The 20,986-nt window shown below is 40.0% G+C and carries 15 protein-coding genes and 1 pseudogene; 7 read left to right on the top strand and 9 right to left on the bottom strand.

The window, feature by feature from the left end:
• The first annotated feature begins 421 nt into the window (after positions 1 to 421).
• From glyS to FJR09_RS01940, 4 genes are all read left to right on the top strand, one after another.
• Positions 422 to 2,572, top strand: a complete 2,151-nt coding sequence (gene glyS, locus FJR09_RS01955; protein WP_168653687.1) for a glycine--tRNA ligase subunit beta — start codon at positions 422 to 424, stop codon at positions 2,570 to 2,572.
• Positions 2,573 to 2,652: 80 nt separating this feature from the next.
• Positions 2,653 to 4,017 (top strand): UDP-N-acetylmuramoyl-L-alanine--D-glutamate ligase, encoded by a 1,365-nt coding sequence (murD, locus tag FJR09_RS01950; RefSeq protein ID WP_168653686.1) that lies wholly within the window; start codon positions 2,653 to 2,655, stop codon positions 4,015 to 4,017.
• 460 nt (positions 4,018 to 4,477) lie between these two features.
• Positions 4,478 to 4,873, top strand: a complete 396-nt coding sequence (locus tag FJR09_RS01945; RefSeq protein WP_168632804.1) for a hypothetical protein — start codon at positions 4,478 to 4,480, stop codon at positions 4,871 to 4,873.
• Positions 4,874 to 4,880: 7 nt separating this feature from the next.
• Positions 4,881 to 6,701, top strand: coding sequence for an SUMF1/EgtB/PvdO family nonheme iron enzyme (locus FJR09_RS01940; RefSeq protein ID WP_168653685.1), 1,821 nt, complete (start codon positions 4,881 to 4,883; stop codon positions 6,699 to 6,701).
• Between the two features lie 729 nt (positions 6,702 to 7,430).
• Here FJR09_RS01940 and FJR09_RS01935 read toward each other — a convergent pair.
• The 4 genes from FJR09_RS01935 to mnmG form a co-directional block, all read right to left on the bottom strand.
• Entirely contained in the window at positions 7,431 to 7,811 is a 381-nt protein-coding gene (locus FJR09_RS01935; RefSeq protein ID WP_148767013.1) for a hypothetical protein, read from the bottom strand.
• A 254-nt stretch (positions 7,812 to 8,065) separates the two neighbouring features.
• Positions 8,066 to 9,736 carry an alpha/beta hydrolase gene (locus tag FJR09_RS01930; RefSeq protein WP_168653684.1) on the bottom strand — a complete coding sequence of 557 codons (1,671 nt, stop codon included), beginning with the start codon at positions 9,734 to 9,736 and terminating at the stop codon, positions 8,066 to 8,068.
• Between the two features lie 55 nt (positions 9,737 to 9,791).
• Positions 9,792 to 11,006 (bottom strand): hypothetical protein, encoded by a 1,215-nt coding sequence (locus FJR09_RS01925; protein ID WP_168653683.1) that lies wholly within the window; start codon positions 11,004 to 11,006, stop codon positions 9,792 to 9,794.
• Positions 11,007 to 11,328: 322 nt separating this feature from the next.
• Positions 11,329 to 13,245 (bottom strand): tRNA uridine-5-carboxymethylaminomethyl(34) synthesis enzyme MnmG, encoded by a 1,917-nt coding sequence (gene mnmG, locus FJR09_RS01920; protein ID WP_168653682.1) that lies wholly within the window; start codon positions 13,243 to 13,245, stop codon positions 11,329 to 11,331.
• A 312-nt stretch (positions 13,246 to 13,557) separates the two neighbouring features.
• On the opposite strand from mnmG, the gene FJR09_RS01915 reads away from it, so the two are divergent.
• Positions 13,558 to 14,712: an AAA family ATPase gene (locus tag FJR09_RS01915; protein ID WP_168632809.1), complete on the top strand. Its 1,155-nt coding sequence runs from the start codon at positions 13,558 to 13,560 to the stop codon at positions 14,710 to 14,712.
• Positions 14,712 to 15,398, top strand: coding sequence for a hypothetical protein (locus FJR09_RS01910; RefSeq protein ID WP_168653681.1), 687 nt, complete (start codon positions 14,712 to 14,714; stop codon positions 15,396 to 15,398). The genes FJR09_RS01915 and FJR09_RS01910 overlap by 1 nt, the downstream gene beginning before the upstream one ends.
• 102 nt (positions 15,399 to 15,500) lie before the next feature.
• On the opposite strand, the pseudogene FJR09_RS01905 reads toward FJR09_RS01910, so the two are convergent.
• The 5 genes and pseudogenes from FJR09_RS01905 to FJR09_RS01885 all read right to left on the bottom strand — a co-directional run.
• A pseudogene (locus FJR09_RS01905) lies at positions 15,501 to 15,701 on the bottom strand (low molecular weight phosphotyrosine protein phosphatase); the annotation flags it as partial.
• A gap of 603 nt (positions 15,702 to 16,304) precedes the next feature.
• A complete protein-coding gene (locus tag FJR09_RS01900) occupies positions 16,305 to 16,652 on the bottom strand; it encodes a YbaB/EbfC family nucleoid-associated protein (protein ID WP_015080378.1) in 348 nt (115 codons plus the stop codon).
• Positions 16,653 to 16,801: 149 nt separating this feature from the next.
• Positions 16,802 to 17,800 carry a UDP-N-acetylmuramate dehydrogenase gene (murB, locus tag FJR09_RS01895; RefSeq protein WP_015080377.1) on the bottom strand — a complete coding sequence of 333 codons (999 nt, stop codon included), beginning with the start codon at positions 17,798 to 17,800 and terminating at the stop codon, positions 16,802 to 16,804.
• 101 nt (positions 17,801 to 17,901) lie between these two features.
• Positions 17,902 to 19,362, bottom strand: a complete 1,461-nt coding sequence (gene murC, locus FJR09_RS01890) for a UDP-N-acetylmuramate--L-alanine ligase (protein WP_015080376.1) — start codon at positions 19,360 to 19,362, stop codon at positions 17,902 to 17,904.
• 365 nt (positions 19,363 to 19,727) lie between these two features.
• Complete coding sequence (locus FJR09_RS01885; protein ID WP_158310531.1) at positions 19,728 to 19,877, bottom strand: hypothetical protein; 150 nt, start codon at positions 19,875 to 19,877, stop codon at positions 19,728 to 19,730.
• Between the two features lie 92 nt (positions 19,878 to 19,969).
• Between FJR09_RS01885 and FJR09_RS01880 the strand changes: the two genes are divergently transcribed.
• The gene (locus tag FJR09_RS01880; RefSeq protein ID WP_015080375.1) at positions 19,970 to 20,983 is read left to right on the top strand and encodes a type I glyceraldehyde-3-phosphate dehydrogenase; all 1,014 of its coding nucleotides are present in this window, start codon (positions 19,970 to 19,972) and stop codon (positions 20,981 to 20,983) included.
• The last annotated feature ends 3 nt before the right edge of the window (positions 20,984 to 20,986 follow it).

Raw genomic sequence — 20,986 nt, 5'->3', positions numbered from 1 at the left:
TAAGTGCTATCGCTGATATTGTCAATTCGGTTCAGTAGGAGCTTAGATTAAGGAACGCAACCCAACATAATGAAAATATCTGATTCAGACGAAAAAATCCTCAAAATCGCCACTTCAAATAAACAATCACATCCTGAAAATCCTCAAATCCTGGATATCCTGATTCAGACAATTACAATTTCAGTATCCCACCAACAACTTACAAATTACCATCCTGTAAATCCTCTAATCCTGGACATCCTGATTCAGACAATAAAGATAGTTGATTACACTTTCTCAATTGGGGTATTTATTGCCATGAATAGTGTTTTATAAAGATAAACCTTACAATTATGAATGGAGTTACTCCCAAGAGTCAGAACTGGCGTACAATACTGGAATTGACTAATATTAAGCCACGCCAAGTTAAAAACAGTATCTTATGCCAGCATTTTTATTAGAGGTCGGTACAGAAGAATTACCCGCAGGTTTTTTGAGTGACGCTATTGTACAATGGAAATCGCGCATTCCTGAAAGTCTCAAAACCCACAATCTCCCCGAAGCTGTTGTCGAAGTCTATGGAACACCGCGCCGGTTAGCAGTTCTCATTACCGGTTTACCCTCCCAACAAGCAGACAGGGAAGAAGAAATCAAAGGACCACCCGCACAAGCAGCCTTTAAAGATGGACAACCCACTAAAGCCGCCATTGGTTTTGCGAGTAAGCAAGGTGTAGATATTTCCGCTTTAGAAATTCGTCCCACAGACAAAGGGGATTTCGTCTTTGTGAACAAACAAATTCCCGGTCGTCCCATAGCCGACATTTTAACCGAACTTGTCCCCCAATGGGTCTGGAACTTAGAAGGTAAGCGGTTAATGCGCTGGGGACATGGTGACGGGAGATTTTCCCGGCCAATTCGCACTTTAGTCACATTGTTAGATGGGGAAATTTTACCATTACAATTAGAGAATGGGGCAAAAGTTGTTAAAAGTGGTCGCATTTCTCGCACCCATAGAGTATTACACCCCGAACCCGTCAGCATTTCCCACGCTACAGAATATGTGAAAACATTGGCTTCCGGTTATGTAAATGTTCCCCCAGAAAACCGAGCCGAAATCATCACAAATCAAGTGAAAGCCGCCGCTGAGAAATTAGGCGGATATACCCCAATTTATCCCGACTTACTAGCAGAAGTTGTCAATTTAGTTGAATATCCCACCGCAGTTATCGGACAATTTGAAGAAGAATTTCTCAACTTACCAAAAGAAGTAATTACCGAAGTCATGGTAAGTCATCAGCGTTATTTTCCCGTCTTCAAAAATGCTGATTGCCAGGAATTATTACCCAATTTTATCACCATTAGTAACGGAGATCCAGCCAAATCTGATATTATTGCTGTCGGTAATGCTAGAGTAATTCGAGCGCGTTTAGCTGACGGTAGATTTTTCTATGAAGCTGATTTAGCTAAACCCTTAGAAAGCTATTTACCCCAATTAGAAAAAGTCACCTTCCAAGAAGATTTAGGTTCAGTTCGTGCCAAAGTTCAAAGGATAGTTAAAAATGCCGAAAAAATCGCTACTCAATTACAATTAAATCCATTCCAAACCCAGAATATCCAAAGAGGTGCATTACTCTGTAAAGCCGATTTAGTCACGCAAATGGTTTATGAGTTTCCTGAATTACAGGGAATTATGGGCGAAAAATACGCCTTAGCAAATGGCGAAAATCCAGAAGTATCTACAGCGATTTTTGAGCATTATTTACCCAGAAATGCTGATGATATTTTCCCCCAAACCCTCACAGGTCAAGTTGTCGGTTTAGCTGATAGATTAGATACATTAGTGAGTATCTTTGGTTTGGGTTTAATTCCCACAGGTTCATCAGATCCTTTTGCATTACGTCGCGCGGCAAATGCGATTGTTAATATTACCTGGTTGGCGAATTTGCAAATTAATTTATCAACCCTTTTAGAACAAATCGCCACAGATTTCGCTACAACTTTTAACAAAGATGCCAAATCCTTAATTAAAACATTGCAAGAATTTTTCCTGCAACGGATTCGCACCTTATTACAAGATGAAAAACAGATAGATTACGATTTGGTAAATGCGGTTTTGGGAGAAAATGATCCAGAATACACAGAACGGGCATTAACGGATTTATTAGATGTCCGCGATCGCGCTCTCTATTTACAACAAATCCGCAAAGATGGTACATTAGATAAAATCTACGAAACCGTCAACCGTTCCACCCGTCTCGCAGCACAGGGAAATCTAGACTTTCAAACCCTAGAACCACAGTCTTTAATTAATCCCGAACTGTTCCAGAAAAAATCCGAATCTGCATTTTATAACGCTTTGCTGGAACTAGTTCCCCAAACCCAAGCAGCACAACAAAACCGGGATTATCAACTGTTAGTAACCGCACTGACAAAAATCGCTCCTACCGTGGGTACATTTTTTGATGGTGAAGACAGCGTTTTAGTCATGGACGCAAATCCCGATATTAAGCAAAATCGCTTAAATTTACTGGGATTACTGCGAAATCACGCCCGTGTACTGGCGGACTTTGGCGCAATAGTCAAAAATTTGTAGCCTAAAGCAACAAAAAGTGGTGTAATTTCTGCCAATTAACACTACAATAGGGAAGCTTAACCAGGGATGCTACATAGTCTATGCCAGAAGCGCTAATTATTGGATTCGGAAAATCCGGTGTTGCTGCGGCAAGATTGTTGAAACAGGAAGGCTGGGAGGTTGAACTTTGCGATAGTAGCACCTCCCCAACCCTCCTCGAACAACAACAAAAACTCGCCAGTGAACACATTACCGTCAAATTAGGAAACACACCAGAATTTACCGATTCTGATATATCCAAGTTAATAGTTGTCAGTCCCGGAGTTCCTTGGGATATTCCTATTCTAGCCAAAGCGCGAGAATTGGGCATAGAAACTATTGGCGAAATGGAACTAGCTTGGCGAAATTTACAAGATATTCCTTGGGTAGCAATCACTGGTACAAATGGTAAAACCACCACCACCGCGTTAACTGCGGCCATTTTCCAAACCGCAGGATTAAACGCTCCCGCCTGTGGTAACATTGGTCATGCTGCTTGTGAAGTTGCTTTATCTCCGAAAAAACCCGATTGGATAATTGGCGAACTTAGCAGTTATCAAATCGAATCTTCTGTAACTTTAGCACCTCGCATTGGCATTTGGACAACTTTCACACCAGATCATTTAGCCCGACACAAAACATTAGAAAATTACTATAATATCAAAGCCAAATTATTGCATAATTCCCAAATTCAAATATTTAATGGTGATGATGCTTATTTGAGTAAATTAGGATTAAATCATTGGCCAAATGCCTATTGGACAAGTGTTAAAGGTCAAGAATTCTTAATTGGTGAAAAAGGCTTTTATATAGAAAATGGCTGGGTAATGGAAAAAATTACCACCACACCCCAACCCATTGTGGAGGTATCTGCATTGCGAATGGTAGGGGAACATAACCAGCAAAATCTCCTCATGTCTGTGGCCGCTGCTAGATTAGCAGGTATAGATATTACCGCAATTTCCCAGGCTGTCCGTGAATTCCCCGGAGTTCCCCACCGCTTAGAACATATCTGCAATTGGCAAGGCATTGATTTTATTAACGATAGCAAAGCCACCAATTACGACGCAGCCGAAGTCGGTTTAGCATCTGTGCAAAGTCCTGCCATTTTAATTGCTGGTGGTGAAGCCAAAGCCGGAGATGATAGCGCCTGGTTAGCCCAAATTCAAGCCAAAGCCGCCGCCGTCTTACTCATTGGGAATGCAGCACCAGCATTTGCAAAACGGCTGCAAGAGGTGGGATATAGCAATTATCACATAGTCGAAACGATGGCAAAGGCTTTACCCATATCTGCGGAATTAGCTAAAAAACATCAAGCTTCAGTAGTATTATTATCTCCAGCTTGCGCTAGTTTTGACCAATATCCTAACTTTGAAATGCGGGGTGAAGACTTTCGGCAATTGTGTCAAAAGTATCTAGTATCGTAGGTTGGGTTGACACAAGGAAACCCAGCATTTGGCTTTGGTGAATGAAAATATGGATTTATTTCACGCAGAGACGCAGAGACGCAGAGACGCAGAGAGGATGAGTAGCGTTGTAGGTTAGGTTGATGCAAGGAAGTCTAATATTAATCAAATTTATATGTTTTTAGGACTTACGCACTATACAAATTAATCATTTTATGTATTGAAGGAAATACGTTGTTTCAGGCTTTCATTGATGATTACATTGATCGTAAACAGACAAGTATGGTAGGGGTTTAGCACTGCTAAACCCCTACGAGGAACCTGATTTTTCACTAATATATATTCTGTTTTTTTTTGTCAATTCGTAAGTTATAGTTTTGATCTCTGTTCCCTTTCTTAACGAGTGAATTTAATTTTGTCCGACTACCTACTTTACTCATCTTATGTGCGAGAATTGTCCAAGAAGGTGTGAGAATATAACATGACAGACAAAAACTGGCAAGATGAAGAACTGTGGATTGTCACCGCAAGTAGTTCTGATAATGGTTCAAAACAAGGGATGAAAGCTGTTAGAGGTAATGGTAATCCTTACAGTAGTCCTGCGGTTACGGATGAAGAAATAAAAAACAGTCGCATTACAGCCGGCACCTTAGCGAAGCAAATGTCGCACTTTGTGGGTGTAATCAGTGGTGTGTTTAGTAATGTTCAGAAGCAAGTCGAAACCCAAGGGGAACTCCAGCTTGATGAAATTACCCTCACGGTAGAAATTAGTAGTGAAGGTGAAATTAAATTACTGGGTACGGGTGTAAAGGCTGCTGGTAAGGGTGCAATTGAGCTAAAATTTAAGCGTTCATCACCCCAATCACCTGTAAATTGACCGCAATATGGCTAAGAATTGCGCTGTTGTCATTGGCGTTAACGAATATGACGAAATTCAGTGCCTCCAGTATGCAAAAACTGATGCAGAACGGGTGCGCGATTATTTTTCAACTGGTTTAGGTGTACAACCAAACTATCTATATTTTTTCTCTGATGATTCACCGCGCAACAGCCTGGGAAAGAAAACTCAACCAACCTACGGTACACTAAACAGCTTTTTCAATGATCGCTTTGAACAGCCTTTTTTAGAATCTGGGGATACTCTCTGGTTCTATTTTAGCGGTCATGGGATGCCCCACGAAGGACGAGATTATTTACTACCCATAGATGGAAATCCTCGCACTGTACCCAATTTAGCAATTCCCATTACCTACATCACAGAACGTTTGCGGCGCAGTGGTGCAGATAATATAGTTTTATTTATTGATGCTTGTCGCAGCACTGGTGAAAAAAGTGCCGGTTTAGGAATTGGTGAAGAAAAACAGCAAGGTGTAATTACCTTCTATTCCTGTAGTCCCAGTCAGGTTTCCTACGAAATTGAGGAAATTAAACAAGGCGCTTTTACTCATGTATTACTCAATGGGTTGCAAATTCAAGGTGAAAGCAACTGCGCGACGGTTGAACGGTTGTATAACTATTTGCGCTATCAAGTTCCCCAATTGACCCAAAAGCATAAAAATTATCCTCAGACTCCCTATGCTGCCATAGAACCTGCTACAAAATTGCATTATATTTTATTGCCTAAATCTGCTAATCTCACAGATATTTATGCTCTAAAAAATGATGCTCTTCATGCTGAAGTAGTAGGAGATATTCCTCTAGCTCGTCAGTTATGGAGGCGCGTTCTTGTCGCTTCAGGTGGAGATGATAATCAAGCATTTGATGCAATTGAGCGATTAGCAAATAAGCAATCTCAGCTTCAAACGGAACAGCGTCGAGAAGCAGAGGAACAGGGACAGAAAATAGCAGCAGCAAAACGCCAGGAGTTGACTGTAGATTTAGGTCAAGGTTTAACCCTGGAACTGGTGCGAGTGCCTACAGGGAAGTTTATGATGGGAATGCCCCCAGAAGAACGCCAAATAGCCCTAGAAAATGCTCTGAAATATAACGTAGAGCGTGAAAAGGCTGAAGAATGGTTAGATTGGTCTACCCCCCAGCATGAGGTGTATCTGCAAGAGTTTTTAATGGGCAAATATGCTGTTACCAATGCCCAATGGTACGCTGTCATGAAAACTAAGCCATGTGAGCAATATGATTCCGAGTTTCAAGGCGATAAGCAGCCTGTAATTGGCGTTTCCTGGCATGAAGCCCAGGCTTTTTGTGAAAAGCTATCTGAACAAACAAAGCGGGCTGTCAGATTGCCCACAGAGGCAGAATGGGAATATTCCTGTCGGGCTGGAACAACTACAGCCTTTGCTTTTGGTAAGACTATTACAACTGATCAAGTTAACTATAACGGCAATTATCCTTATGCGGATACCCCCAAGGGCAAATATCGAGAATGTACCGTAAATGTGGATAGTTTCACCCCTAACCCCTGGGGTTTATATCAAATGCACGGGAATGTCTGGGAATGGTGCTGGGATGAATTTCACGACAGTTATAGCGAAAAGCCAGCGCGTTTAAAAAGTAATGGCAATGAACCTTGGGGAGAATTAAAGGTAGTTAAAGAAGATAACCGTGCTTATATATGTCGGGGCGGTTCTTGGTTCGGCAATGCTATCGATTGCCGTTCGGCGGATCGTGGCAGGCACCACGCGCGTGGTCGAGGCGATTATCTCGGTTTTCGTGTTGTGTTCGGGTCTTCCTCGCCAGGACTTTCTTAGCCCTTTACCCTCTTGCGCTTTTGCGCTCTTCTCTTTATTTCTTTACCCTTGCGAGCGCCAGCGAGCGAATTTTTTTTATTATATACATCTTCAAAAATGTAGAGACGTTCCATGGAACGTCTCTACAAAGGGTTTAATATCATCAAAAATCATTTGTTAAAGACTTGTAAACAATATCGCCGATTAATATTCGGATGTTGTAAATTGAGGGTGGCTATCCTTGCTTATACTTCTTAGTATGTATGGCACATAGCTTGGGGTTGAGTTATTAAACGGGGCGGTTCTTGGTACAACAATGCTATCAATTGCCGTTCGGCGAATCGTAACAGGAACAACGCGCGTAATCAAGACAATAATCTCGGTTTTCGTGTTGTGTTCGGGTCTTCCTCGCCAGCACTCTCTACAGTCAGAGTTGATAGGAGGGATTCTATCAAGCGTACACCAGAGAGTCCAAACTCAAACCCAGTGATGTAGGTGACTATATCCAAATATAAAACCGAGCCAGTTAGCTTGGTAGGGAAACCGAAGACTTGACTGGCTCAATTCAAAAACATTTTCCTAGTACCATAGTACCGTAGGTTGGGTTAAGCAAAGCGCAACCCAAAATTTATTGATTAACACAAATAAATAAGCATCCTTATGGAAGTGCAAGTGTGAGTCAAAAAACTAGGGACACAACATTGTTATGTCCCTAAAAAAATCAAGTTTAAAAATTTTCGTTCATCTGGCTTATTTAAAGAAATCTTTGCCGTCGATTAATGAAGGTGTGTCATTCGTAATCTTTTTGAACTCAACTGTCCGGCTATTATCACCTACTGTCACTTTTTGATAGCGCAGACCATCTAGTTTTCCAGCTTTTCTGAGTAATTCCCAGTCATTCGCGTTGATGCGGATTGTGGCAGATGGACCACAGCAGTTGTATTGGACATCTTTTTTTACTACGCCTCCAGAATAATTAAGTGTAAGGCACTTTTGTTCATAAATACCAAGAGCTGTAGTAGCCGCACCCTGTAACACTGTTTGGATACAGTCTTGAGCTAATGCTTGTTCTTGTACTAGCGAGAAGAATAAAGACGGCATCATTAAGAAGGCAACGATCATCTTTTTCATTAGGGGAAATCCTCATGAGGGTTGCAAATTTCATCTTCCTATAGATATAGATTAAGAAAGTTTATTTATGCTTAAAGTTTAATGATTTGTAATATTAAATAATTAATATATAATATCATGTTGAATATTCTCTCTTGAGAAGGATTATTAACATATTAATAATCTGTAGGATGGATTATATATTTTACCCTGAGTGAAGTTGGGCTTGGTTTACCCTCCAAGCCTTTTTACTTATTTGCTCGTCCTTTAACCTATTATTTATTGGCTGTCATACCTGGACCTTGTGCTTCTTGTATCATCTCAGGAGAAAGTTCTCGCACTATCCGCAAGGGAAATAGACGAGTTGAGGAAATTTGAGCGTAGTCAGAAGTCAAAAAAGGAGCATATTGACTAGCTTCAGGCGTTAACTGTGCCGCCATTGCTAGGGTAACACCTTTGAGGAACTTCCGCACGTCTTGAGCTTGTTTTCCAGTTACTTCTTTATTCAATATAGGTTTACCTGGTTTTCCTTGTTGATATGGAGTGATTTTAGGATCTATCACACTCAAATGAGAACCACCAACCACACCAACTAACCATTTTGGAGAGGGAATTTTCGCAAAACCGATAACTTGTTCAGTTAATGGTGGGGTGATTTTATCTGCGGAACTGGAGAGGATTAATGTGGGGATTTGTACTTTTGTTAACCCAGTTTCTCCAAACATTAAAGAAGTGGTAGGATTAAGAGCGATCGCTTGTTTAATTCTAGCATCTCTCAATTGATAAGTCTTTTCTGGTAATGCTTGCGCCGCACACTGAAGACTTTCACTCAAGTTAGTTTTACCTAATTTCCGCTGACAGCTTTGTTTCAGGTTTTCGATTTGTAACTCACCTCCCGCTAATGCTAAAGCCGTTCCTCCACCAAAAGAATAACCTACAACCATCACATTATTAGTTGCTAGTTTTCCTTGTAAGGGACTATTCGCAGTTTGGTTAAGTTTTTCCAATTCATCTAAAATAAAACTGACATCACGGGGACGGTTTAAAAATTCTTGGGGTGCAACCAGTTGGTTTTTATTTTTTTTGACTGCTTTAGAAGCAGTTTCATTACTACCAGGATGTTCTAAAGCCGCAACCACATAACCACGAGAGGCTAAATGTTCAGCTAAGTAGCGTAAGTCAGTCCTCACTGAACCCCGACCATGAGAAAAGACAATTACAGGTTTATTTGTACTTGCAGCACTAGAAAAATAAACATCTAGGGGAATTTGTCGTTGACGCTTTTGGTCGTTAAAACTTAACTTGAGTGTCTGTACCTGCGCGCTTCCTCCTTGAGTCGGGTCTAAAGAAGCAACTTTGATATCTTTGATATCTTTGGGGTTAACCTGGGGAGAAAGACCAAACATAAACCGCTGAGTGCGGATAAATGCACCATTCAAACTCCTCGCTACAGTTATAGCTTGAGGTAAATTAATTTCTAGACGTTGACTGGGATATGCGGCTATAAAACTCAGTATAGATAAACCCTGTGGAGAATTAGCACCTAAAACTAATCCCCCTTTCATCGCTTGTAATCCAGCTTGATCCCCACGGCTAATAGCTGTAGAGACATCACTGAGGATTGTAGTCCCAATTTGGGTATTGATTAATCTATCTAAAGTAATAACATTTATGGGAATTCGGATTTTTAGTCCCTCCACCAAAAAGCGCCGTTGTTCTTCAGTCATTCTCTTGGTATAAGTTCCCAAACTAGCTGGTAATTTGCCAGTTTCTGTAGACTTTTTTAACTCTTCTAAGGATACAGATTCCTCCAAAGGTCCATAGCGAATTACAACGGTATCTGCAGCCTGTGCAGAGGTGTTAACTACAAAAAACGGTGTCAGAGCAACAGCACAAAATACACCTGCAAATACCTTAAAATCCTTCCAGCTTTTTTGTGTGAACATCTTTAATTGTAACTCAACTTAGGAAATTCTACCTGATTTTCAGTCAAGAGTAGAATTAAAGCTTTTGTCCTGTATAAATAGATCGCACCTCACCATTACGACGAATAATAGCTTCACCGTTACTGACTTCTACTAATATCCAACCTGTATGACCAATATTTTCACCTAAACTAATCCGGTGACTGATACCATCCACTTTAAACAAAGCCACGGATTCATTCCCTAACTCCAATAATCCATCTAATTGTGCGGAATAGCTAGGCACAGAAACCTGTTCTACTATGTTAGTAGGTTCTTTTGCTGGTAGAGCATTGACTGCGACTGGGTTGGGCTTAACCTGCGTTGTTTCTGCTATGGGTTGAGTCGCTGGTTGTTTATCATTAATAGGAAAATTCTGAACTGCTAAAGAAGAAGATGAAGGTAATTTGGGTGGTATTGGTACTGGGGGAACAGTTGGTAGTTGATATTGGGTCACTGGTGACTGATCAACTGGAATATACATACGCTCAATCACATTAGGGGAGCTTGGCTGATTAGTAGCAGGTAGTACATTATTCGCTGCTACAGGTAAAGGCAAAGTTGCAGTAGGTTGGGTATTTAATAAAGGTGCGGCAGTTGTTTGATTAATATTACCAGCAGGAAATCCTGGTTTAATAGTTATTTTATCATTGGTTGTTCCCTGCTGTTCTATTACAGTCAAGGCTGCCAACATATAATTTACTAAATCTAATTGAGGATCTGTTGTCACAGAAACAGGTGATGATATTTGAGGATTTGGCCAACTTTGGGAAGTTAATTGAGTATTTATTGTAGTTAATAAACCAGACTCAGTTAAGTAAACCATCCCTAGCGTCCCTAAAGTTAAGCTTAATCCCATGAATATTACTTTACTTAAACTACTAATTTGTGGTTCACTTTTGGTAGTAATTCCCCCGATAGATGGAGGATTAACTACCAGTGTTGTAGTTTGGATATTTTTAATAGGTGAAGCGGACTGTAATGGGATATTAACTGTTGATGGCAAAACCACATCAGGCATTTTAAATGACATGGGTTGGACAGGTATAGATTCTCTTCTGTCTATATGATGATTCCGCTTACTTGGACTATCTAAAATATTTTCAATATCATTAAAAAGTTCATCCATTAAACTTTCAGCATAGGTTTCTATCATCCCAGGCTCGCTGGTGACAGAATCTATGGCTAACGCCATGCTGGTGCTATCGGATGCTTCTGAAACAAGTAAATCAGTGCTAGATTTGGGTAACATAGGCTTTTTCGGTTGTAGCTAAAAATAATAAAAAACAACGCCGCTACTGCTGTGGAAATCAACTAGCTTTTTTACCTGAATTTTAATCTGTTCTGGAAAATTTTGGTGATATTTAGTTAGAAAAGTTTATGGCCAGAGTTGGGAAAAAGGAGTCAGTAAATAACCAACAACGAAAAGTAAAATCGCCCAAACCCTCTTCACTCTTGCCTCTTGCCTCTGGTTACTGAGCGAAGTCGAAGTTGGTTACTGAGCGAAGTCGAAGTATTGCCTCTTGCCTAGTGCCATAACGACGATTTTCAATGCTAACCTACTTATCTATTACTTATTGGGAAATCGCTGGAGTACCCTTGTTTTTAGCTATTTCTAAATATATCAGCAGGGCGTTGATATCGGCTGGGTTAACTCCCCCAATTCTCGCAGCTTGTCCAATGGTGAGGGGTTTAACTTTGTTCAGCTTTTCTCTAGATTCTTTAGAGAGAGTTTCAATGGTTGAGTAGTTTAAATCACCAGGTAGCTGGCGATTTGCTTGACGGGCAACTTGGTCAATTTGGTGTTGCTGTCTTGCTAAATAACCCGCGTACTTAATATCAATTTCTGCTCCTTCTTTTTCCGCTTGTTTGAGCTTGGGGTTATGGAGTCCGTGACGTTCTAAATCAATGTAATGGATACCTGAACGACGCAGTAAGTCAGCCAGGGTAATAGAGCCTTTAATTGCTTGTTGGGTGTCTTGAGCGATCGCTTGCCCCACCTGCTCATTCTCCTTTATTCTAGTACAATGTAGGCGTTCTTTCTCCGCAGTAATTTGTGCTTGTTTTTGAGTATACAAGTCCCAGCGCCGGTCATCAATTAAACCTATTTCCCGTCCCAGAGGTGTCATACGCAGATCAGCATTGTCAGAACGCAGTAATAACCGATACTCTGAGCGACTGGTAAGCATTCGATAAGGTTCGCGTAAATCCTTCGTACACAGGTCGTCAATTAATGTACCAATATAACTTTGTTCACGAGGAAAAATAATCATTTCTTCACCCCGCACAAACCGCGCTGCATTGATTCCCGCTACTATCCCTTGAGCGGCAGCTTCTTCATAACCTGTAGTCCCGTTTACCTGTCCTGCACAAAATAATCCGGGGACTTTCTTCGTCATCAATGTGGGAAAACACTGAGTTGCGGGCAAATAGTCATACTCTACTGCATAAGCAGGACGTAACATTACACAGTTTTCCAAACCTGTTAAACTCCGCAACATTAAAATTTGTAAAGTTTCGGGTAAACCGGTAGAAAAACCCTGAATATACAATTCAGGAATATCCCTTCCTTCCGGTTCAATAAAGATTTGGTGACTTTCCTTATCAGCAAAGCGGACAATTTTATCTTCAATACTCGGACAATAGCGGGGTCCTTTTGCTTCTACCCAACCACCATACACAGGGGACAGATGTAAATTTTCTTGAATTAAACGATGAGTTTCTTTAGTGGTGCGGGTCATGTGACAAGGCATTTGTTCCCGTTCTACCCACACTTGGGGGTCAAAACTGAACCACCGCACAGCTTCGTCACCCGGTTGAATTTCCATTTGACTGTAATCAACGGAACGCTTATCAACCCGTGCCGGTGTGCCAGTTTTCAGTCTCCCGGTTTCAAATCCTAAGCGGTTGAGAGTTTGTGTTAAACCTTCTGCTGCAAACTCTCCCGCGCGTCCTGCGGCCATGGATTTATTTCCCACCCAAATTTTACCACCTAAAAATGTGCCAGTGGTGAGAATTACCGCTTTACAGTGGAAAGATACGCCAAAATAAGTTTCTAAGCCAATAACTTCATTACTATCATTTAAGATTAAATCTGTTACCATGGCTTCACGAATTGTCAAATTCTCTTGATTTTCGACAATTCCCTTCATTATCGCCGCATATTCCCGCTTATCAGTTTGCGCTCGCAATGCCCATACCGCAGGACCTCGTGAAGAATTGAGGATGCGTTTTTGCAGGTATGTCCGGTCTGCTACTTTGCCAATTTCCCCCCCTAAAGCATCTATTTCATGGGTTAATTGGGACTTGGCAGGTCCACCCACAGCGGGGTTACAAGGTTGCCAAGCGATTTTATCTAAGTTTAGGGTCAATAGCAGTGTCCGACAACCGAGGCGGGCAGTAGCCAGTGCTGCTTCGCAACCTGCGTGACCTGCACCGACGACAATTACATCATAAGCGTCTGGAAATTCAGCGGCATTGTGCATGGTCATAACCAATTAAGAATTAAAAATTAAAAGTTTAAAAAGCTAGTTACATTCGGTATTTTAGCGTATATTTAGAGGCGATTTCAGTTTTTACTAGTTCAGTTACAGGAGCAGCTACGAGAGAGTTATTGTTTAGTTGTAGCAGATATAAGGTTTATTGAGGGTTGAGCTATAGTAATGGGTAAGAAAATTTACCAGATATTTATAATTAATCAATTTATGGTTATAAATTTTTATTTAAGCCAAAAAGATTAAGTTAAAATAAGTTGCGTCACTTTTTTTGTTCAAAACATTCGCTAAATACTAAATATAAAAAATATGAGAATAAATGAAATAACCTACTATGACCGTGAATTTGAGTGGCGTTTTGAGCCAATTCAGTTTTCTGTACTAACGCTGTTGGTTGGTATTTCTGGTGTAGGTAAAACACAAATACTGAAAGCAATAGTTACTATGCGAAGCATAGCCAAAGGTAAGTCATTAAATGGTGTAAAATGGGATATTTGTTTTACGGCAAATAACAATTCACAATATCATTGGGTTGGAGAATTTGAAACTAAAAAACTTGATAATTTTGATGCTTTTATTTTGGAAGATATTTTAGATGGCGAAGAAAATGAAGAACAAGAATTTCAAATTATTTATGAATCTTTATCTGTAAATGGAGAAATTCTTATTAAAAGAGATGATAAAGGAATAAAATTTAAAGATAAATTTGTACCAAAATTATCTCGATTTCAAAGTGCAGTATCACTATTAAGTGAAGAACCGGATATCGCACCAGTGCAGGATAGTTTCAATCAAATAATTTACAGCGATCAATCTAGTTCAGTTAATGCAATTTATCCGACGATTAAATATGCTTCATTAACTCAAAAGTATTCATCTTTAACTTTATGTGATCTCAAAGGAAGTAACTTACCAGTTCAAATTAAACTAGCATTAGTATATGATCATTTTCCGAATGAATTTAATTTGATAAAAGAGAATTTTATAGAAATTTTTAACCAAGTAGAAGATATAAAGTTAAGACCAGATGAAAATGAAGATCTACATCTGATTTTAACAGAATATCCTTTTGTGAAAATCAAGGAGAAAGGTGTAAATACTTGGATTAATCAACATCGAATTTCTTCAGGAATGTTTAAAATTTTGATGCTTATCAGTGCAATTTATTTATCTACTGAAGGTACGGTAATTTTAATTGATGAGTTTGAGAATAGTTTAGGAGTTAATTGCATTAATGTTTTAAGTGATTTACTAGCTGAAAGCAGAAATTTACAATTTATAATCACCAGTCATCATCCTTATATAATCAATAAAGTAGGAATGGAACACTGGAAAATAGTTACTCGCAAGGGTGGTGTAGTAACTGCTAAAGATGCAAAAGATTTTGGATTAGGTAAATCCAGACATGAAGCATTTATGCAATTGATTAATCTCGATGAATATAATGAAGGAATATCAGCATAATGAATATCTATTTTCTTGTGGAGGGAGATACTGAAGAAAAAGTTTATAAAGCTTGGCTTAAGTATCTTCTACCAGAATTAACACGAATTGGACTACCCCATCAAGTTGATCATAATAACTATTATCTTTTTAATGCAAAAGGTCAACCGGGAATCATTGATAGACATCTACCTGATGCTATTGCAAATATTCAAGAGTATAGTAAATATAATTATCTTGTCATTTGTTTAGATGCAGAAGAAGTGACTATTGATTATAAAGAACAAGAAATTTATAAATGTTTAAAGTCTAACAATATTGATTTAGTAAATATCCAATTTCATATCATTGTTCAAAATCGCTGCTTTGATACTTGGTGCTTGGGAAATAAAGGAATTTACCCTTTACAAGCAGAAATTAGTCCATTATTAGATTATACAAATTATTATGATGTTTCAATTAATTGTCCAGAAATTATGGGTAAACTACATTTTAATACTCATGCTCAATTTCATAAGGATTATTTAAGAGAATTGTTTAAGATCAACAATCTTAAACATTATAAAATTACAAATGAAGTCATAAAAGAAGAATATTTAGAACAATTAATAGCCAGGGTTCAAAATGAAACTGAACATTTACCTACCTTCCAAACCTTCATACAATTTTGTAATATGATTAAATCAAAATTGTCAAAACAACTCTAATTTACTCTTGCGCTCTTCTCTGTGGCTCCGCGTCTCTGCGTGAAAAAATCATATTTCAACCCCCTGCAAAAAGCAGAGGGAATAATCAAACCTTATACCTGATTATTTCTGTGTAATATGTTTCAGCAAACCTTCACAAGCATCCATCAGTAAATCAATAACTTGATTAAAGCCCTCAACTCCCCCATAATAGGGGTCTGGAACTTGCTTGAGAGTGTGTTTAGAGCAAAAATCACACATCATTCTCACTTGAGAATAATATTGTCCAGAAGGGTCAATAGCGAGAATATCATCTTGACACTCCCCGGTCTAAAGACACGGGGATTCTTGGTTCAACGAGACCACTTAAACTAGACTCCTTGCGTTATCTAGCTCAGAGGTGGGACTCTCCCCAAGCGTTAAAGCCTCGACTCCGCTCGGCTTTAACCCTGAGCGAAGCCGAAGGGTTAACTTTCGGTCTGCCCGACCGTAGTTGCATGACTGCAAGTCCTGTTGAGGATGAAACTTTCCTGTTTCAAAATTCTGATTCGTGTTTCGACTTCGCTCAACACAAGTCTAGCCCCTATAAATCTTTTACCTACTGCTAGGAGGAAACTAGAACAATGCAGTAGAACCGCATAGATTTAATTGTCAAGGTACAGATTACCGTTAGGCAGTTAGGTTTTTATACAGGTTGATTACCATTCCTGTTACAAATAGTATAACACAAGTCACTGGAGGAAGACAGCCTCTAATTGGCTTTCATCCCCGGCTTAAAAGACATTAACCCCTAAAAATTTTTAGGATTTTTAGGGGTTAATTCCGGGGTTTTCAGCCTATTTTCTTATAAGGCATAATATTTTGATTTAATTTTTGTGTCAGTCGCCAGTTATTTTATACTACTGACCACTGACTATTAACTAATGACTACATTCCAGGTAATTCCAGTCCACTGGTTAGATCTTCCATCCGTTCCCGCATGGTTTCGGTAGACTTTTGATAGGCATCTTTCATGGCCGCAGCTACCAAATCAGAAAGCACTTCTGCACCTTCTTCTAAAGCAGATGGAGCAATTTCCACCCGTTTGGGTTCTTGGTTACCACTGACAATAACTTTAACAAGTCCACCACCAGATTCTCCTAGAATCTCCATTTTCTCCAATTCTTCTTGAAGACGCTTTGCACCTTCTTGAACCTGTTGGGCTTTTTTAAACGCTTCCGCTAATTCTTTCATTTTGCCTAAGCCAAAGCCAAATCCCTGTCCTTTTTCTGCCATAACTGGTTATCCGCCGTACGATTACTTACAAATCAAATTCAATTATAGATGCGATGAGTAATTGGTGATGGGTAATTGGTAATTGGTAATTGGGAATAGAGAAAATCCCTGCCTCTTGCCTTTTGCCTTTTGCCTTTTGCCTCTTGCCTTTAAGCAACTACTTGAAACTCACCCAACATTTTCACTTCTGGTTCTAGCCAAATTGACCAGCGTTCTTGTACCTCATGTTGAATATGACGAATGAGGCAGAAAATATCACTGGCTTTAGCTCCTCCCCGATTGACAATAAAATTAGCATGGAGTTGGGCAACTTGCGCTCCCCCTAATTGATAACCTTTGAGTCCGGTTTGTTCAATTAACCAACCAGCAGTATAAGGTTTAGGATTTCTAAACACACTGCCACAACTAGGATAGCTGTAAGGTTGGGTGCTGAGGCGGTGTTTTTTATGTTCCTTAGTTCTAGCTGTCACTTGCACCGGATCTGCTCCTGGTTGCAGTTGGAAGGTGGCTTGAGTCACAACCCGCTTACCACCTTGTAGTAGTGAACTTCGGTATCTGTAGCCTAATTCTTCTGGAGTGAGAGTTACCAAAGTTCCATCTGGAGAAAGAACTTGAGCGCTAACTAACATATCTGCGATACAGCTATCATGCGCTCCAGCATTCATCACCACCGCACCGCCCAAAGTTCCAGGAATACCCACAGCCCATTCTAATCCTTCCCATCCCAAAGCCGCTGCGTCCCATGCTAAACTAGGGATAGGCTCTCCCGCGGATACAGTTAATTGACCTGTAGCTGGATCAAAGTTTTTAGACCGGAGATGACGAGTAGCGATGACTAAACCGGGGATACCGCGATCGCTCACCAACAAGTTAGAACCAGCACCTAGTATTGTGACTGCTAAATCATTCTCTTTGGCGTACTCAATACTTGCTTGCAACGCTCCTAAATCGCGGGGAGAAACGTAGCATTCAGCCTCTCCTCCCACCCGATAAGAAGTAAATGCCGACAAGGAAGTATGGGTTTTGAGCGGACAATCAGTTCCTGGTAAGTAAATTAATTTGCTATTATCCACATCATCTTTAGTTTGTAGTTGTGGAGTCAAATCAGAAAATTTGCAGATTTTGCTAAATCCCTGGGAAGTTATCATCTTTACTTAAATTGGTAATTTTTGACTTATGTTCTTTATTTACCAGAAAAATCCGGTACTGGAGTTAACTAATCAAACCCTGCCAGAGTGCAGTTCTGATCCTAAGATGTGGCAATTGCCGGTTCACTCATAGTGGTAATAAGTTCAGGAATAGCCTGATTCAAATTACCCGCACCTAAAAATAATGCCAAATCTCCCGGACGGAGGGTTTGCAGTAAAAATTCACTCACTAAAGGTAAAGTGTGCTGATAAACCACTTCAGGGTTGTATTTACTAATTGCAGTGGCTAAATCCTGTCCACTAACTTGTCCTAAATCAGGCTCACCCGCACTATAAATATCAGTTAGCACAACTAAATCAGCATGGGTAAAAGACTCAGCGAACTCTTTTAAAAACGTTAATGTCCGAGTATAACGATGGGGTTGGAAGATAGCAACTACCCTTTGTCCAGGTCTAGTTTGAAGACGAGCTGCGGCTAGAGTAACACGAATTTCACTAGGATGATGGGCATAGTCATCAATAAAAGTCACCCCAGCAGCTTCACCTCGAAACTCAAACCGTCGTCTTGCACCTTCAAAGCTAGTAATCCCTTTGGCAATTTCTCCAAATTCTAATCCCAAAACTCTACCCACAGCTACTGCTGCTAAAGAATTGCTGAGGTTATGATGACTTAATAGCTGTAAATTTAGTACCCCCAAGGCTTGACCTTTTTCCCATACTAAAGCTGTTGTCCCATCAGCCCGATAATCTATATTAGTAACGGTGTAGTCAGCACCTTTATCTGGGTAAAGACTATAGCTAATGGTTGGTTTCAGGCGCTCGCGCACTGTTTCGCAATCAATACTACCTACCAAAGTTTTGCAACCTTGAGCAAAGGTTTGGAAGGTATTAACTACCTCTTCTAAACTTTCGTAGTGGTCAGGATGATCTAATTCAATATTAGTAATAATACCAATCTCTGGAGCGTGCTTCACCAAAGAACCATCAGACTCATCTGCTTCCGCTACTAAATAACGGCTAGACCCCATTCTGGCATTACCTTCCCAAGCCTTAACTTCACCACCGACCAAAATCGTCGGATCAAGTCCAGCTTGCAAAAGCATATAACCAATCAGACTACTAGTAGTAGTTTTCCCATGGGTTCCGGCCACAGCAATACTGTAATAATCAGCAATCAAAGCCGCAAGAACATCAGAACGATGCCAAATTGGGCAACCTAATGCCAGCGCCGCTTTATATTCCAAATTATTAGCATTAATAGCTGTGGAACAAATCACTTGAGGCCAGGTTGTTTTTGCCGCAGACAACTTTTCTGGTGAAGTTAACAATAAATCATCAGCTGATGCTTCAGGGACAAAGAACTCCAGATTGTTTGCTTCTTGCTTACTAAAAATGTGAGCGCCTAGAGATTCTAACTTGTGCGTAATATGGTTAGGACGCAAGTCTGAACCAGATACTGGTAATTGACGTTTGGTTAGAACATAAGCCAAAGCAGACATTCCAATCCCACCAATTCCGATGAAATGAAATGGTCTACCACTAAAATCTATAGAATTACTCATTTTATTTACCTCTTACACCACACCACACCAGAATCACATAAGACACGCGTATCATACCAGGATTTTGATTTTTACAGATCCTAATTATCCCATCTAAAATATTCATCCCTGCTGAATGAGTAAATTTTGACTTTTGTTTTGCCCCCTGAGCCAGATTACCCCCCGAAAATTATTTTTAATCTGCTCATAAGATTATTCTGAAAATATCTGCTACATCGGGAAAGAAAATTGTGTAAATTTAAATACATTTCGTGATGACTTTTTTAGCACTAAGTAGGATGGCTTTAGATATAGCAATTTGCATCACTTACCAAAAGCCTCTGTCGGAATTGTCTACAATAGTACATTGGTAGTGAAATTATTGTTTAAATAGAAATCATTATTGGGAACAGGGAACAGGGAACAGGGGAAGAATTTTCTTCTTCTTCTTCTTCCTTCCTTCTTTCTAACTCCTGACTCCTGACTCCTGACTCCTGACTCCTTCTTATAAAATTCTGTATTTTTTTGTTGATCAAAGACTTTATCGTTATAAATAGCCGCCCCCTTTGCGATATGATTGGGGTCAACGATATCAACTTATAGGCATAAATACAGAGGGCAAGATACTGTGATTAGAGTTGCAATTAACGGTTTTGGGCGCATTGGACGTAACTTTGCCCGCTGCTGGGTGGGTAGAGAAAATAGCAATATTCAACTGGTCGGGATTAATGACACATCTGACCCTAGAACTAATGCTCACTTGCTTAGATATGACTCAATGTTAGGCAAGCTGCAAGGTGTAGATATTAGTGCTGATGATAACTCTATAACCCTTAATGGTAATACAGTTAAGTGCGTATCTGATCGCAACCCAGATAACTTACCCTGGAAAGAGTGGGGAATTGACCTGATTATCGAATCAACAGGCGTTTTTACCAGCAAAGAAGGGGCAATGAGGCACGTAAATGCCGGAGCTAAAAAGGTTCTGATTACCGCTCCTGGCAAAAATGAAGATGGTACTTTTGTAATTGGTGTCAATCATCATGATTATGACCACAACATCCATAACATTATCAGTAATGCCAGTTGTACAACTAACTGTTTAGCTCCCATTGCCAAGGTATTAGATGAAAAATTTGGGATCATCAAAGGCATAATGACCACTACCCACAGCTACACAGGTGATCAGCGTTTACTAGACGCTTCTCATCGTGATTTGCGTCGGGCAAGAGCAGCAGCTATCAACATCGTTCCCACCTCTACTGGTGCAGCAAAAGCAGTAGCGTTGGTACTTCCTCAGTTGAAGGGTAAGCTAAATGGTGTGGCTTTGCGTGTACCAACCCCTAATGTTTCCATGGTGGATTTTGTAGTACAAACTGAAAAGCGCACTATTGCCGAAGAGGTTAACCAAGCTCTGAAAGAAGCTGCTGAAGGTCCATTGAAAGGCATTTTAGGTTACAGCGAATTGGAACTTGTATCTTCTGACTATCAAGGTACAGATGAATCTTCTATTGTTGATGCCAACTTGACTCTAGTTATGGGCAATGACATGGTGAAAGTCATGGCATGGTATGACAATGAATGGGGTTATAGCCAACGTGTTCTTGATTTGGCGGAATTAGTAGCTGAAAAATGGGTTTAATTG

This window comes from Dolichospermum sp. UHCC 0406, from assembly GCF_009712025.1.
GTDB lineage: Bacteria > Cyanobacteriota > Cyanobacteriia > Cyanobacteriales > Nostocaceae > Dolichospermum > Dolichospermum lemmermannii.
Note: the sequence above shows the minus strand (reverse complement) of the source record. Positions and strands in the feature narration are given on the sequence as shown.